Origin of the sequence: Nocardioides sp. Root151, assembly GCF_001427925.1 — a bacterium.
Lineage (GTDB): Bacteria > Actinomycetota > Actinomycetes > Propionibacteriales > Nocardioidaceae > Nocardioides.
In genome coordinates this window covers 675,952-688,658 of the sequence record NZ_LMGG01000007.1, presented here as the reverse complement: position 1 = coordinate 688,658, position 12,707 = coordinate 675,952, and the positions used below count along the sequence as shown (strand labels likewise).

Genomic DNA, 12,707 nt, shown 5'->3' with positions numbered 1-12,707 from the left:
GACCGAGCAGCCGTTGGGTTGTCCCGCGTCCAGGACGGCGGGCATGGCCCGGCGAGCATGGGTCGGATCACGCCAGGTCGAGGAACATCACGTGCAGGCCGACGTAGCCGTGCGCCTTCGAGCGGAAGGCTCCCGGCACGGTGCCGACGATCTCGAAGCCGAGCGCCTGCCACAGCCCGACCGCCGCGGTGTTGGTCTCGACCACCGCGTTGAACTGGATGCCTCGGAAGCCGTGGTCGCGGTGCCACTGCACGACGTACTCCCCCAGCCGGCGCCCGACGCCCTTGCCGCGGGCCCGCGGCGAGACCATGAAGCTGGCGGTGCCGATGTGGGCTCCGTACGACGGCCGGTTGGGGCCCATCTTCGCGGTGCCGAGGATCGTGCCGGACTCCTCGAGCACGACGGTGTGGCCGGGCTCCGGTTCGAGCCAGAGCGCCTGAGCCTGCTCGGAGGTGAGGTCGGTCGGGTAGGCGTAGGTCTCGCCGGCCCGGACAATCTCGTCGAAGACCGGCCAGATCTGCGGCCAGTCGTCGACGGTTGCGGGGCGGATCATCGTCGGCTCCGTGCCCGGGGCCAACCCGGATTGGGGATGTGCCGTCTCGTCGGCCGCGGAATCATGGGGACATCAGGAGGAGGTGCCCCATGGCCCTGGCAAAGAGCGCTGTCGCCGTGATGCTGCCCATCACGGACCCCGACCGTGCGCAGAAGTTCTACGGAGAGACCCTCGGGCTGCCCTACGACGGGATGACCTCGGAGGGCGCACCGCGGTTCACGCTCAGCGGCGGATCCGAGCTGGTGCTGCTGCCGCGTCCGGCCGGAACGCAGTCGGAGAGCACCGCGATGAGTTGGGAGGTCCACGGGATCGAGTCGGAGGTCACCGGGCTCGCCGAGCGCGGCGTGGTCTTCGAGGACTACGACCTGCCCGACCTGAAGACCGTCGACCACATCTGCGTGATGGGAGCCGAGAAGGCCGCCTGGTTCAAGGACCCGGACGGCAACGTGCTGTGCATCCACGAGTCGACCTGAGCCGCTGACCGCCGTCCTCACTCGCCGGTGGCTCCGTCGATCGACTCCCGGAGCAGGTCGGCGTGGCCGTTGTGTCGTGCGTACTCCTCGACCATGTGCAGCAGGATCCAACGCAGGCTGAACTTCTCGCCGGTCCTCCGGTCGAGGCGCACCGACAGCAGGTCGAGACCGTGCTCGGGGATCACCCGGTCGAGGATCGCGTTCGAGGCGGCGATCGCGTCGTCGAAGAGCGTGCGGATCTGCTCGGGGGTGTCGTCGACGGCACTGTGCCAGTCCCAGTCCACGTCGGCCTCCCAGTCGACGCCCTGCCAGTAGTCGGCGTCCTCGTTTCCGAGCAGTCGCCCGGAGAACCAGCTGTCCTCGCACAGCGCGAGGTGCTTGAGCATGCCGCCGAGCGTCATCGTCGACGGCGCCAGCGTCTGGTTGAGCTGTTCGCTGTTCAGGCCGGCAGTCTTCGCACGCAGGGTGTCGCGGTGGTAGTCGAGGTAGGCGCGCACCATGGTGGCTTCGTCGGCGGCCAGGGGCGGATCCAGACGTTCAGTGGCTGTCATGCGGCTCACCGTAGCGTCGCGGGTTCGGGCCGGGACAGCGCTTTTCGGCGGGATGGTCCGGCTGGTTCCTCACCCACCGAGATCCGGTCGGCGATCAGTGATGCAGTACGCCGACCCGGCGGGGTCGCGCATCACGGTCCACTCCGACTCCTCCCGCACCAACTGGCCGCCGAGCTGCGCGTGGCGGCGTACCTCCGCTGCCCGGTCCTCGGCGGCCAGGTCGAAGTGGGCCCGCACCGGACCGGAGCTCTCGCCCAGCCGTTGGAGCAGCAGCCGCAGCGGCGTCCCCGGTGGGCGCTCGAGCGCGGTGAACTCGTCATGTCCCGGCGACGGCACGTGGGCCCATCCGGTGACTGCCGCCCAGAACGCACACTCCTGGTCATGGCCCGCCGACGGAATGTCGAGGCAGACCTGGTCGACCGCGCTCGACCTGTCGTGAGTTCTGGTCGACCCGTCGTGAGTTCTGGTCGACCCGTCGTGAGTTCCGTGCTCCACGAAGCAGAAGACGAAGCCACCCGGCGAGCTCAGCACCAGGTAGCCCTCGGGCAGGATCCGGTCCGCCACCACGGTCGCACCGAGGGACACCGCCTCTGCCGCGGCCGCCTCCGGGTCGCCGACGTGGAGGTCGAGGTGCAGCCCGTGCGCACCCTCGTCGAGCCGCTGCACCTTGAGGTACGGCTCGCCGGTCGGCGGCACCAGCGTGGCGAACTCGCGGCGCGCGCCACGCGGGGCGGAGACGCGGCAGCCGGCCACCTCGCTCCAGAACATCACGCCTCGTTCGAAGGACGACCCCGGCAGGTCGAGGAACGCTGAGATCCACAACGGTGAGTCCATGCCGCTACCGTACGAGCATGTTCGCTGTCGATGCGTGCCCCTGCGGCTCCGGTGCGTTGTACGACGCGTGCTGCGGGCGTTTCCACCGCGGTGCGGAGCAGGCCTCGACCGCCGAGGAGTTGATGCGCTCGCGCTACGCGGCGTACGCCGTCGACGACCTCGACTACGTCTTTCGCACCTGGCATCCGCGGACCAGGCCGGCCGACCCGAAGCCGCAGCCCGGCACCACGTGGACCGGCCTCGAGATGGTCGACGTGGTCGCCGGTGGCCCCGACGACGACTCGGGCATGGTCGAGTTCCGGGCGCACTTCACCACGCCCTCAGGGGTCGACGTGCTCCACGAACGCAGCACGTTCGAGCGCCGCGCAGGTCGTTGGTTCTACCTCACCGCCGCCCCCCTCGCCGGTTGACGAGCGAGCGTCCCCCCTCGGTGGTCGAGTGCCGCCGAGGAACGAGGCGGTGTATCGAGACCACCCCCACCCAGGTCTCGATACGCTCGCTGGCGCTCACTACTCGACCACCAAGAAGACTCGCTGGCGCTCACTACTCGACCACCGAGAAAACTCGCCCGCGCTGACTACTCGACCAACGAATCGACCCAGCGCGAGCCGACCTCGACGGGCTCCGAGGCTCCACCGGTCAGCTCGGCGACCAGCGGGACGAACGCGTCCGATGAGCCGGCAGGTACGCCGAGCAGCAGCGTCACCGAAGCGCCGTACGCGACGTCGAGCACCGTGATCCCACGGGCCCGCAGCTCGGTCTCGAGTCGACCGGCGGCAGCGTGCTCGACGACCAGCGAGTGCTCCACGACCAACGCGCGCTGCAACGTGCCGACCGAGTCGAGGCCGGCGCGCACCGCGTCGCCGTACGCCCGGACCAGGCCGCCGGCGCCGAGCAGGACGCCGCCGAACCAGCGAGTCACCACGACCACGACGTCGGAGACCTCGCGCCCGCGGAGCACGTCGAGCATCGGGGCGCCTGCCGTACCGGCCGGCTCCCCGTCGTCGGAGGAGCGCTGCACGTCGGCGGCCGGCCCGAGGACGAACGCCGAGCAGTGGTGCCGGGCGTCCCAGTGTTCCTTGCGCAGCCGGTCGACCACGGCACGCGCGGCGGACTCGTCGGTCACCCGCTCGACCGTGCAGAGGAACCGCGACCGCTTGACCTCGATCTCGGCCGACCCGTCGCGGGCCACGGTGAGGTAGGAGTCAGGCACCCAGCTGGCTCTCGCGTTCGGTGGCGCACTGTGCGAGTCCCTGGGCCACGGCGGCACGCCGGCGCTCGATCTCCTGGCCGACTCCCGCGACCGCGGCAAGGGCGCCACGCACCCGGGCGGTGGAGTCGACGATCCGGTCGCGCACCGCGAGGTCGCTGAAGAAGTTGTCGAACCAGACGTCGAAGCGCAGCGTGCGCCTCTCACTGCGGGCCTGTTCGGCGTCGGCCAGTCGCTTGGCGATCTCGTCCCCGTTGGTCATGTCGGCATCGTAGGCCGCGGGTCACCACACGCCGAGGACGTCGCCGCCGATCTTGACGATGAACGCGGAGACCACGACCACGAAGAAGACCCGCACGAACCCGGCACCCTTGTGGACCGCCACCCGGGCGCCGAGGTAGCCGCCGACCAGGTTCGCCACCCCCATGAACAGTCCGATCTTCCACATCACCGCACCCTGCGGAATGAAGATCACCAGCGAGGCGAGGTTCGTGGCCCAGTTGGCCAGCTTGGCCTTGGCCGAGGCCTCCAGGAAGTTGTAGCCGAGCAGGCCGACCAGGGTGAAGACGAAGAACGAGCCGGTGCCCGGCCCGAGCGCACCGTCGTAGAACCCGATCGCCAGGCCGGTCAGCGCGGCCAGGATCGTGTGCCGGTGCCCGGAGAACCGCAGCTCGGTCAGCTCCCCGGCCTCCGGCTTGAGCAGCACGTAGGCGCCGACCAGGATCAGCACGGCGAGGATGATCGGGTTGAACGCCGACTTGGGGATCAGCGTCGCCACCAGCGCCCCGCCCATGGCCCCGGCGAAGGCCGCCAGCATCAGCGGCAGGAACGTCTTCGGGTCGGGCTTGATCCGGCGGTAGAACGTGGCCGAGCTGACCGTCGTACCGCAGATCGAGGCGAGCTTGTTGGTGGCCAGGATGTGCACCGGCGCGGCCCCCGGCAGCCCGATCACGAGGGCCGGCAGCTGGATCAGTCCCCCGCCGCCGACGACCGCGTCCACGAAGCCCGCCGCCAGGGCCGCCAGCACGAGCAGGCTGATGACGGTCAGCGTCGGCTCGGGCACCACGCCACCCTAGACCGACCGGAGACCGGTGGAGTCTTGCGGATCTCTTGAGGATTCGCTGAAGGTACGCCGAGCCCGTGCTTGAGGTGCGACGACCAGAGTTCTGGTTGTCGCAGAAGAAAGACCAGCGGGGCTGGTCACTCACACGAAGGAACACACCATGCGCAGCATCTCCAAGCCGGGCCGCAAGCACTCCGTCAAGATCCTCGCCTCGGCCGGACTCGTGATCGCCGCGGCCGGTGTCGCGGGCCTGGGCACCTACGGTTCGTTCACCTCGACCACCAGCGCCAGCACCAACGTCGGCACCGGCACCGTGAAGCTCGACCTGGCCAACCAGGCCACCCGCGGTCTCGACATCGCGGTCACCAACATGGTGCCCGCCGACTACGCCCAGCGCGCCGTCCAGTTGACCCGCTCGGCCACCTCCGAGAGCTTCGGCAGCGTCACCCTCAAGACGAGTCTGACCACCGACAACCTGCTCAAGACCGGCGCCGACGGCCTCAAGCTGCAGATCGACGCGTGCTCGGCCCCGTGGGTCAAGGCCGCCGGCAGCAACGACCTGACCTGCTCGGGCACCACCACCGTCGTGCTCGCCTCGGGTGCCGCCACCCAGACGGACGTCGCACTGCCGAAGGCGCTGGCCGACCTCGACAGCGCCACCAGGGTCGCGAACCTGCGCATCCAGCTCTCGCTCCCCCAGACGGCGAACAACGACTACCAGGGCCTGAGCAACGCCGTGAACGTCGACTTCACCGCGACCCAGCGCGCCGGCCAGGCCCAGTGACGCAGGCCCGCTGACCCAGGCTCGACCAGACCACGAACAGGAGAAGACCATGACGCTCCACCGCCTGCGCCTCGCGCTCACCCGGTTGCTCAGCCTGGCCGTCTCCGCGGTCCTGGTCGGGTGCCTGTTGGTCTTCGGCCTGATCGCCCTGGGCCCGCACGTCTTCGGCTACCGGACGGCCACGATGCTGACCGGCAGCATGGACCCCGGCATCACGCCGGGCGACGTCGTGGTCTCGTTGCCGAAGCCGGCCGACGAGGTCGAGGTCGGCGACGTGATCAGCTACCACATCCCCGTCGAGGACCACCGGGTCGAGACGCACCGGGTCATCGAGGTGATCGGCAACGACGACGGCACGATCGCCGTCCGCACGCAGGGCGACGCCAACGCCGCCGCCGACCCGTGGGTTGCCACCCTCGACGGCGACACCGTCTGGGAGAAGAAGGCCGTCGTGCCGTGGATCGGCAACGGCATTCGTGCCCTGCGCAGTCCCTTCGTGCAACGACACGTCTTCTGGGGCGCACTCGCCCTCATGCTCCTCGTCGGCCTCAGCATGATCTGGAGCCGCGACGACGAGCAGCAGGAGCAGACGGAGCAGCCGGTGGTCGTGACGATCCTGGAGCCCGACCAGTGGAGCTACACCGCGGCCCTGGCCGCGCTCGCCGAGGACCTCGACGCCGACTACGCGCTGACGTACGCCGGGCAGTGGTCCGACCTGTTGCCCCGACGCATCGACCGGGTCCACGCCGCGGTCCGGGCACGGGACGCGCTGACCGCCAACGACGCCGTGCTCAGCCTCAAGGTGTCGTCGGCCAGCATCGGTGCCGTCGACCTGGCCGAGACCGCCGCACTGCTGGAGGAAGCGATCGCCGACTCCGCCTGGGAGCTCGCGGACGACCTGCTCACGGGACTTCCGCAACTGGCCGACCGAAGCCGCCACGACCTGCAGACCTGCATGGCCGCGTGAGGGTCAGGCCGGCGTCTCCATGCGATATCCGACTCCCCGCACCGTGCGGATGAACCGCCGATCCGGCTGCTCCCCGAGCTTCTTGCGCAGGTTGCCGACATGCACCTCGACAAGGTGGGTGTCGCTGGCCCACTCGTTGCCCCAGACCGTGCGCAGCAACGCCTCGCGGCTCCACACCCGGCCGGGGCGGCGGACCAGCTCGGTGAGCAGGTCGAACTCGATGCGGGTCAGCTCGGTCTCCACCTCGTCGACCCACACCTGGCGGGCGTCGACGTCGACCGCGATCACGCCGTGGCGCAGCACCTCGTTCTCGACGTCCGGCTGTGCCGCCGGCTCGGCAGTGGGCGTCTCCGTCGCGGGCGCCACCGGCGCGGCCTGCTCCGTACCGATCTGTGCCGTACCGATCTGCGCCGAGCCTGACTGCGTCGTACGGCGCGGACGCCGGAACAGCGCACTGACCCGGGCCCGCAGCTCGCGCGGGCTGAACGGCTTGACCATGAAGTCGTCGGCACCCGTCTCGAGGCCGATCAACTTGTCGATCTCGTCGCGGCGGGCCGAGATCATCACGACGTACGCGTCACTGTGCTGGCGGATCCGCCGACAGGCCTCGATCCCGTCGAAGCCGGGCAGGCCCAGGTCGAGCGTGATCAGGTCAGGGTCGAGGCTGAGTGCGGCTTCGACGCCGGCCGGCCCGTCCTCGGCCGTGCTGACGGTGAAGCCCTGGCTGGTCAGGGTGTGCTCGATCAGCCCGCGAATGTCCGAGTCATCCTCGATGACCAAAGCTGTCCGTTCCATTCCTCGATCCTGCCAGCATTCCTTGAGGAAACCTTGAGGCCCGACGCGCGTCGGCCTTGAAGTGCCGCCACCAGACTTGAACCCGAGCCACCCACCGAGATGACTGGAAACATGACTGCCTCCGACTTCGTACGCCGCGCACTCACCGTGCTCGCCGTCGCCGCCTGCCTGCTCGTGGTGAGCGGCGCCGCGGAAGCGAAGTTCACCGGCAGCAGCAGCGCCGCCGTCCAGGTCGGTACGGCGAGCATGGTCGCGCCGACCGCAGTGACCGGCAAGTGGGCCTGCCGTTCGTCGGTCCTGACCGAGGGCACCACCTTCACGGTCACGGGATTCGTCGACGCGGGCCCGGCAGGGGCGAGCTACCACTACCAGGTGTTCCGCAACCAGGGCACCACCGCGGTGTACACGATGACGTCGACGACGAGGTCGGCCACGGTCGCGACGCCGACGATGGGCGTGGACGGCGCGGCGACCACGTGGACGCTGACCGTGCACGCGGTGCTCGGCAACTGGACCAGCCAGGTGTGGAGCAAGACCATCACCTGTCCCGCACTCAGCGCGGCGAACGGCAACCTCTGACCACTGGTCACCTCTGAACCGCATGGCACATCCGGGGGGATGGCAAAAGGGTGGAAGGGCTCGATGAGCCCTTCCACCCTTTGTTCACTCAGGTCTTTCACTCAGGCGCGTGGCCCGAGCAGGTGTCAGCCGACCTTGATCGCCGAGACGTCAGCGGTCACGGTGAACGAACCGCTGCCGGTCGAGCTCTGGTCGTCGTTGTAGCCGAAGCCGATGACCGTCAGCTCGGTGGCCTCGGTGACGGTGATGACGCGCACCGACTGGCAGGTGGCCTCACGGTCGCCGGCCGGGAAGGCCGAGGTGAAGCAGGTGCCGAAGTCCTGGCCGAAGGCGTCGGCCTCGGAGACCGGACCGCGGACGGCCAGCTGCAGGTGCGTGCCGTCGGTGCGGACCGAGTCGGCAGCGACGGTGTCGAAGAAGCCGAAGGCGTTGATCATGTAGGTGCCGGCCTCGGGCAGGTTGATCGTTCCGACCTCGGTCTTGCGGGTCTTGAACGAGCCACCGAGGTCAACGATCGTGCCGCCACCGGCGAAGGAATCGGCCAGCGCGGCGCCGTCCTTGCCGTCCTTGCCGTCAACGCCGTCGGTGCCGTTCTTGGCGCTGGCGTTGACCTTGGCCTTCAGGTCGGCGTTGAGGTCGGTCGCGGAGATCGTGCCGTTCTGGATCTTGGCCGAGGTCACCGAGCCGGACGCGAGGTCGGCGGAGGTGATCGAGAAGTTCTTGATGTCGGCGCCGGTGATGGCCTTGGCGGCGACGGCGCCCGTGGTGGTCGCGAGGCCGAGAACGGCGGTGCCGGCGACGACCGCGATGACGCGGTTCTTGAGAATCGACATGGAGTAGTACTCCCCCAAAATTAGGTATGAATGAATGCTGGGGAAGCAGAACACGCAGCGTCGCCGTGGCGCGCCTCGTACTCGCCAGTTCACGAGATCGACTACGGCAAATGACCCGGATGGTATCCGCGGTTGACCGATCGTCCGATGACAAAACGGACATCGCGTCGCCCCGGAGGTCCCGGGTCGACGCGATGTCGAGTTCCTTCCAGCGGCCGGTTGGCACGGGGCCGGAGTCAGAGGATCAAGGCACGGACGTCACAGGCCACGGCACTGGTTCTCCTTGTTCCCCTCGACCCGGTTGTTGCCGCCGATGGGGCGCGGGCTGTTCGACTTGCACTGCAGGTTGCCGTCGACGACGTTGCCGCGCACGGTGAACCGGCCCCGGTTGGAGAACAGCTGGATGTCGCCGTTGACCCTGGCTCCGGCGACGATGCCGCCGTACGTACCGCTCTTGAGCTGGATGTTTCCGTCGACACGTGAGCGCACCCCGTCACGCATCCGGACCACCACGCGCTTGGCATTTCCGGCCTGGATGTTGCCGCCGACCTTGACCCCGCTGGCGACCAGGCGGGCGTTGCGATAGACCTTCACGTCGCCGTCGACGCGCGTTCCGTTGAGCGCGCAGACCGCACCCCTGGGCACGATCACGTTGCCGTCGACGTACCGCGCCCCGATCGAGCCGCGACAGACACGGTCGTCGCCGGCCTGGGCCGGGCTTGCGGTGAGCGAGACGAACGAGGCGGACAGGGCGATCGGGAGTACGGCGGCGAGAGTGAGCATGCGCTTCATGACAGAACCTTTCGTCGAGGAGTTGCCTTGATCCTCGACAGCCACCGTGAAGCAGTCATGAGACGGACCTGAGAGCCCTCTTACCCGCGCCGTCAGGTCACGCCTTCGCGAGAAAGGCCAGCAGGTCCTGCCGGGTGAGCACGCCCACCGGCTTGCCGTCCTCCTGCACGAGCAGCGCGTCGGCGTGCTCGAGCAGCGCCACCGAGTCCCGTGCGGCCTCGGTCGAGCCGATCGTCGGCAGGGCCGGCGACATGTGCTGCTCGACCGTGTCGGTGAGCTTGGCGTCGCCGGCGAAGAGCGCGTCGAGCAGGGTGCGCTCGGAGACCGACCCGGCCACCTCGGCGGCCACGATCGGCGGCTCGGCGCGCACCACGGGCATCTGCGAGACGCCGTACTCCTGGAGGATGTGCACCGCCTCGGCGATGGTCTCGTTGGGGTGGGTGTGCACCAGGTCGGGCAGCTGGCCCGACTTGCCGCGCAGCACCTCGCCGACGGTACGGCGATCGGCGTCCTCGGAGCCCGACGCGAAGCCGTACTGGCCGAGCCACTCATCGTTGAAGACCTTGGTCAGGTAGCCGCGGCCGGAGTCCGGGAGCAGTACGACGATCACCGCGTCGGTGCGGCCTTCGGCGGCCAGCTCGGCGGCGAGCTGCTTGGCGGCGAAGGCGGCCATCCCCGATGAGCCGCCGACCAGCAGCGCCTCCTCGCGGGCCAGGCGCCGGGTGAAGGCGAAGGAGTCGGCGTCGGAGACCTCGATGATGCGGTCGGCGATGTCGCGGTCGTAGGTCTCGGGCCAGAAGTCCTCACCCACGCCCTCGACCAGGTAGGGGCGGCCGGTGCCGCCGGAGTAGACCGAGCCGGCCGGGTCGGCGCCGACTATCTGCACCTCCGAGTTCTGTTCCTTCAGGTAGCGGCCGATGCCGCTGATCGTGCCGCCGGTGCCGACGCCCGCGACGAAGTGGGTGATCCTGCCCTCGGTCTGCTTCCAGATCTCGGGGCCGGTGGTCTCGTAGTGGGAGCGCGGGTTGTGCGGGTTGGAGTACTGGTCGGGCTTCCACGCCCCCGGCTGCGAGGCCAGCCTGTCGGAGACGTTGTAGTAGGAGTCGGGGTGCTCCGGTGCGACCGCGGTCGGGCAGACCACCACCTCGGCGCCGTACGCCTTGAGCACGTTGCGCTTGTCCTCACTGACCTTGTCGGGGCAGACGAAGATGCACTTGTAGCCCTTCGCCTGCGCCACCATCGCCAGCCCGACGCCGGTGTTGCCCGACGTCGGCTCGACGATCGTGCCGCCGGGCTTCAGCTCGCCGGAGGCCTCGGCCGCCTCGATCATGCGCGTCGCGATGCGGTCCTTCACCGACCCGCCGGGGTTGAGGTATTCGACCTTTGCCAGCAGGAGAGGTCCTTCGTCGGTCGACGGGTCCAGGTCCAGCGAGCGGGAAAGCCTCAGCAGCGGGGTGTTGCCGATGAGGTCAAGGAGTGAGTTCACGTAGTCCACTCGCTCAGGCTAGCGCCGGTCGCTCTGCCACGGCGACCGCCGCCGGTTGAGGAGGCCCAACTAGACTCTCGCCGTGGGGAAGACAGCGGCAGCCAAGAAGCTCGCCTCTGCTGCGATGTACGGCGGCGGGGGCCTTTCTGCGTTGGGGGCCGGCCTGTACGGCGTCCTGCGCGCCGAGGCGAAGCTCGCCAGGAAGGCGATCGGCGACGCCCAGGGCGTTCCGCCGAACGCGACCGGCTGGTACGGCCGCGGCCGGCCCGGTCCCGCCCTCAAGGTGGCGCTGATCGGCGACTCCAGTGCCGCCGGGTACGGCGTCGGGCAGGTCGTCGAGACCCCGGGCGCCAACCTGGCCAGCAGCCTGGCCGCCCGCGCGGACCGCCGCGTATACCTGCGCTCGTTCGCCGTCGTCGGCGCCCAGTCCAAGGACCTCGCCGCGCAGGTCGAGCAGGCGCTGCCGATCGAGCCCGACGTCGCGGTGATCCTGATCGGCGCCAACGACGTCACCCACACCGTGCGCCCGTCACAGTCGGTGGCGTTCCTCTCCGAGGCGGTACGCCGACTGCTCGGCGCCGGCGTGGCAGTGGTGGTCGGCACGTGTCCCGACCTGGGCACCATCAAGCCGATCAACCCGCCGCTCAAGCAGGTGGCCCGCAACTGGTCACGCCGTCTGGCCGCGGCCCAGTCGATCGCGGTCGTCGAGGCCGGCGGCCGCACCGTCTCGCTCGGCTCGATCCTCGGTCCGGAGTTCGCGGCCGCACCCGCACTGCTCTTCGGGCCCGACCAGTTCCACCCCTCCGCCGAGGGGTACGCCTCGCTCGCCGCCGTACTCCTGCCGTCGGTGATGGCCGCACTCGACCTGATCCCCGAGTCGGAGGCCTCCCCCGAGGCGCTGCGCGGTGAGGGCGTCCTGCCGATCGCCCGTGCCGCGGTCGAGGCGGCCCGCACGCCGGGCACCGAGCTCGACGGCACCGAGGTGGCCGGCTCGCGCCGCGGCGTACGCGGTCTCTGGGTCGAGCTGCGGCACCGTCGCCGTCACCCCACCACGACCACCGAAGAGCCCCACGAGGCCGAGGCGGCGCACGCCGAGAAGTAGGCAACAGCGACGCTTTGCCGCGCGAGAGTTGCAGTTTGTACCTGTGGCCCCCGTCGGCTGGTCGAAACTGCAACTCTCGAGGCCAGACCGGGCGAAGACCCGCCCGCAGCGGGCGCCTACTCGGTCGGGTTCTCGCAGTGGAAGACGTCGCGCGATCCGCCGGCGTGGTACTCGTAATCCCGACCACCGGCCGACAGCACGACGCGCTGCCCGTCGACGAGCGCCTGGGTGTACATCGAGCCCGGCTTCGCGCAGCCGATGCTGCCGTCGCGCCAGGTGACCTGCTCGACCCGGACGACGTCGACCTCGCTCGCGTCGACGCCCAGCATTCCGGCCAGGTCCGCGACCGCGTCCTGCGCGACCTGCGGCAGTGCGGGCCCGGACGACGACGCCGATCCGGACGTGGACTGTGACGCCGAGTCCGAGGGATCTGTCGAGCTCATGGTGTCCTCCGCGGTGGTGTCGTCGGGCTCGGATGATTCGGTGCCACACCCGCCGAGGGCCAGCGTGGCAGACACGGCAAGCACTGCCCCGGCGTACTGCCAGATCCTCATCGTGTCCTCCAGGTGTCGGTGAGCCAAGGGTAGGGCCGACGGGGTGAGGACCGAAGAGTAGGGATTTCCCTACCCCGGTTGGCGGTTTGCGACCATCGATCCGGAGCCACCGCGCAAATAGCGTCAGAGGC

General features: G+C 69.6%; 17 protein-coding genes. 6 read left to right on the top strand and 11 right to left on the bottom strand.

The annotated features are described in order from the left end of the window. Positions 1-67 precede the first annotated feature (67 nt). Positions 68-553, bottom strand: a complete 486-nt coding sequence (locus tag ASD66_RS20790; RefSeq protein ID WP_056892352.1) for a GNAT family N-acetyltransferase — start codon at positions 551-553, stop codon at positions 68-70. A gap of 89 nt (positions 554-642) precedes the next feature. Between ASD66_RS20790 and ASD66_RS20785 the strand changes: the two genes are divergently transcribed. Next, positions 643-1,026 (top strand): VOC family protein, encoded by a 384-nt coding sequence (locus ASD66_RS20785; RefSeq protein WP_056892101.1) that lies wholly within the window; start codon positions 643-645, stop codon positions 1,024-1,026. 17 nt (positions 1,027-1,043) lie between these two features. Here the strand turns inward: ASD66_RS20785 and ASD66_RS20780 are convergent, their stop codons facing one another. Both ASD66_RS20780 and ASD66_RS20775 read right to left on the bottom strand, forming a co-directional pair. Then, a complete protein-coding gene (locus ASD66_RS20780; RefSeq protein ID WP_056678883.1) occupies positions 1,044-1,577 on the bottom strand; it encodes a DinB family protein in 534 nt (177 codons plus the stop codon). 69 nt (positions 1,578-1,646) lie between these two features. Next, on the bottom strand, positions 1,647-2,411 hold the full coding sequence (locus ASD66_RS20775; RefSeq protein ID WP_056892100.1) for a VOC family protein: 765 nt from the start codon (positions 2,409-2,411) through the stop codon (positions 1,647-1,649). 17 nt (positions 2,412-2,428) lie between these two features. Between ASD66_RS20775 and ASD66_RS20770 the strand changes: the two genes are divergently transcribed. Then, the gene (locus tag ASD66_RS20770; protein WP_056892099.1) at positions 2,429-2,821 is read left to right on the top strand and encodes a YchJ family protein; all 393 of its coding nucleotides are present in this window, start codon (positions 2,429-2,431) and stop codon (positions 2,819-2,821) included. Between the two features lie 167 nt (positions 2,822-2,988). Here the strand turns inward: ASD66_RS20770 and ASD66_RS20765 are convergent, their stop codons facing one another. The 3 genes from ASD66_RS20765 to ASD66_RS20755 are packed head-to-tail and all read right to left on the bottom strand — an operon-like array spanning position 2,989 to position 4,684. Next, entirely contained in the window at positions 2,989-3,624 is a 636-nt protein-coding gene (locus ASD66_RS20765) for a YigZ family protein (protein ID WP_056892098.1), read from the bottom strand. Next, on the bottom strand, positions 3,617-3,883 hold the full coding sequence (locus tag ASD66_RS20760) for a hypothetical protein (protein WP_056892097.1): 267 nt from the start codon (positions 3,881-3,883) through the stop codon (positions 3,617-3,619). Before ASD66_RS20760 ends, ASD66_RS20765 begins: the two co-directional genes overlap by 8 nt. A gap of 21 nt (positions 3,884-3,904) precedes the next feature. Continuing rightward, positions 3,905-4,684 (bottom strand): sulfite exporter TauE/SafE family protein, encoded by a 780-nt coding sequence (locus tag ASD66_RS20755; RefSeq protein WP_056679509.1) that lies wholly within the window; start codon positions 4,682-4,684, stop codon positions 3,905-3,907. Between the two features lie 160 nt (positions 4,685-4,844). On the opposite strand from ASD66_RS20755, the gene ASD66_RS20750 reads away from it, so the two are divergent. Further along, positions 4,845-5,468, top strand: coding sequence for a TasA family protein (locus ASD66_RS20750; RefSeq protein WP_056892096.1), 624 nt, complete (start codon positions 4,845-4,847; stop codon positions 5,466-5,468). A 49-nt stretch (positions 5,469-5,517) separates the two neighbouring features. Further along, a complete protein-coding gene (locus ASD66_RS24285) occupies positions 5,518-6,435 on the top strand; it encodes a signal peptidase I (protein WP_082599642.1) in 918 nt (305 codons plus the stop codon). Between the two features lie 3 nt (positions 6,436-6,438). Here ASD66_RS24285 and ASD66_RS20740 read toward each other — a convergent pair whose 3' ends face one another. After that, on the bottom strand, positions 6,439-7,230 hold the full coding sequence (locus ASD66_RS20740) for a response regulator transcription factor (protein WP_056892095.1): 792 nt from the start codon (positions 7,228-7,230) through the stop codon (positions 6,439-6,441). 111 nt (positions 7,231-7,341) lie between these two features. On the opposite strand from ASD66_RS20740, the gene ASD66_RS20735 reads away from it, so the two are divergent. Next, positions 7,342-7,809, top strand: a complete 468-nt coding sequence (locus ASD66_RS20735) for a hypothetical protein (RefSeq protein ID WP_056892094.1) — start codon at positions 7,342-7,344, stop codon at positions 7,807-7,809. Between the two features lie 125 nt (positions 7,810-7,934). Here ASD66_RS20735 and ASD66_RS20730 read toward each other — a convergent pair whose 3' ends face one another. From ASD66_RS20730 to ASD66_RS20720, 3 genes are all read right to left on the bottom strand, one after another. Next, complete coding sequence (locus ASD66_RS20730; RefSeq protein ID WP_056892093.1) at positions 7,935-8,642, bottom strand: hypothetical protein; 708 nt, start codon at positions 8,640-8,642, stop codon at positions 7,935-7,937. 258 nt (positions 8,643-8,900) lie between these two features. Next, complete coding sequence (locus tag ASD66_RS20725) at positions 8,901-9,434, bottom strand: hypothetical protein (protein ID WP_056678910.1); 534 nt, start codon at positions 9,432-9,434, stop codon at positions 8,901-8,903. A gap of 97 nt (positions 9,435-9,531) precedes the next feature. After that, positions 9,532-10,929, bottom strand: coding sequence for a cystathionine beta-synthase (locus tag ASD66_RS20720; RefSeq protein WP_056678913.1), 1,398 nt, complete (start codon positions 10,927-10,929; stop codon positions 9,532-9,534). A 73-nt stretch (positions 10,930-11,002) separates the two neighbouring features. On the opposite strand from ASD66_RS20720, the gene ASD66_RS20715 reads away from it, so the two are divergent. Continuing rightward, positions 11,003-12,022 carry an SGNH/GDSL hydrolase family protein gene (locus tag ASD66_RS20715; protein ID WP_056892092.1) on the top strand — a complete coding sequence of 340 codons (1,020 nt, stop codon included), beginning with the start codon at positions 11,003-11,005 and terminating at the stop codon, positions 12,020-12,022. Positions 12,023-12,138: 116 nt separating this feature from the next. On the opposite strand, the gene ASD66_RS20710 is transcribed toward ASD66_RS20715, so the two are convergent. Continuing rightward, positions 12,139-12,576, bottom strand: a complete 438-nt coding sequence (locus ASD66_RS20710; RefSeq protein ID WP_056892091.1) for a hypothetical protein — start codon at positions 12,574-12,576, stop codon at positions 12,139-12,141. Positions 12,577-12,707: the final 131 nt, after the last annotated feature.

Bases quoted from the DNA above. Each gene is read 5' to 3' on its own strand.
- ASD66_RS20790 (WP_056892352.1), bottom strand. From the start codon at position 553: ATGATCCGCCCCGCAACCGTCGACGACTGGCCGCAGATCTGGCCGGTC.
- ASD66_RS20785 (WP_056892101.1), top strand. From the start codon at position 643: ATGGCCCTGGCAAAGAGCGCTGTCGCCGTGATGCTGCCCATCACGGAC.
- ASD66_RS20780 (WP_056678883.1), bottom strand. From the start codon at position 1,577: ATGACAGCCACTGAACGTCTGGATCCGCCCCTGGCCGCCGACGAAGCC.
- ASD66_RS20775 (WP_056892100.1), bottom strand. From the start codon at position 2,411: ATGGACTCACCGTTGTGGATCTCAGCGTTCCTCGACCTGCCGGGGTCG.
- ASD66_RS20770 (WP_056892099.1), top strand. From the start codon at position 2,429: ATGTTCGCTGTCGATGCGTGCCCCTGCGGCTCCGGTGCGTTGTACGAC.
- ASD66_RS20760 (WP_056892097.1), bottom strand. From the start codon at position 3,883: ATGACCAACGGGGACGAGATCGCCAAGCGACTGGCCGACGCCGAACAG.
- ASD66_RS20750 (WP_056892096.1), top strand. From the start codon at position 4,845: ATGCGCAGCATCTCCAAGCCGGGCCGCAAGCACTCCGTCAAGATCCTC.
- ASD66_RS24285 (WP_082599642.1), top strand. From the start codon at position 5,518: ATGACGCTCCACCGCCTGCGCCTCGCGCTCACCCGGTTGCTCAGCCTG.
- ASD66_RS20740 (WP_056892095.1), bottom strand. From the start codon at position 7,230: ATGGAACGGACAGCTTTGGTCATCGAGGATGACTCGGACATTCGCGGG.
- ASD66_RS20735 (WP_056892094.1), top strand. From the start codon at position 7,342: ATGACTGCCTCCGACTTCGTACGCCGCGCACTCACCGTGCTCGCCGTC.
- ASD66_RS20730 (WP_056892093.1), bottom strand. From the start codon at position 8,642: ATGTCGATTCTCAAGAACCGCGTCATCGCGGTCGTCGCCGGCACCGCC.
- ASD66_RS20725 (WP_056678910.1), bottom strand. From the start codon at position 9,434: ATGAAGCGCATGCTCACTCTCGCCGCCGTACTCCCGATCGCCCTGTCC.
- ASD66_RS20710 (WP_056892091.1), bottom strand. From the start codon at position 12,576: ATGAGGATCTGGCAGTACGCCGGGGCAGTGCTTGCCGTGTCTGCCACG.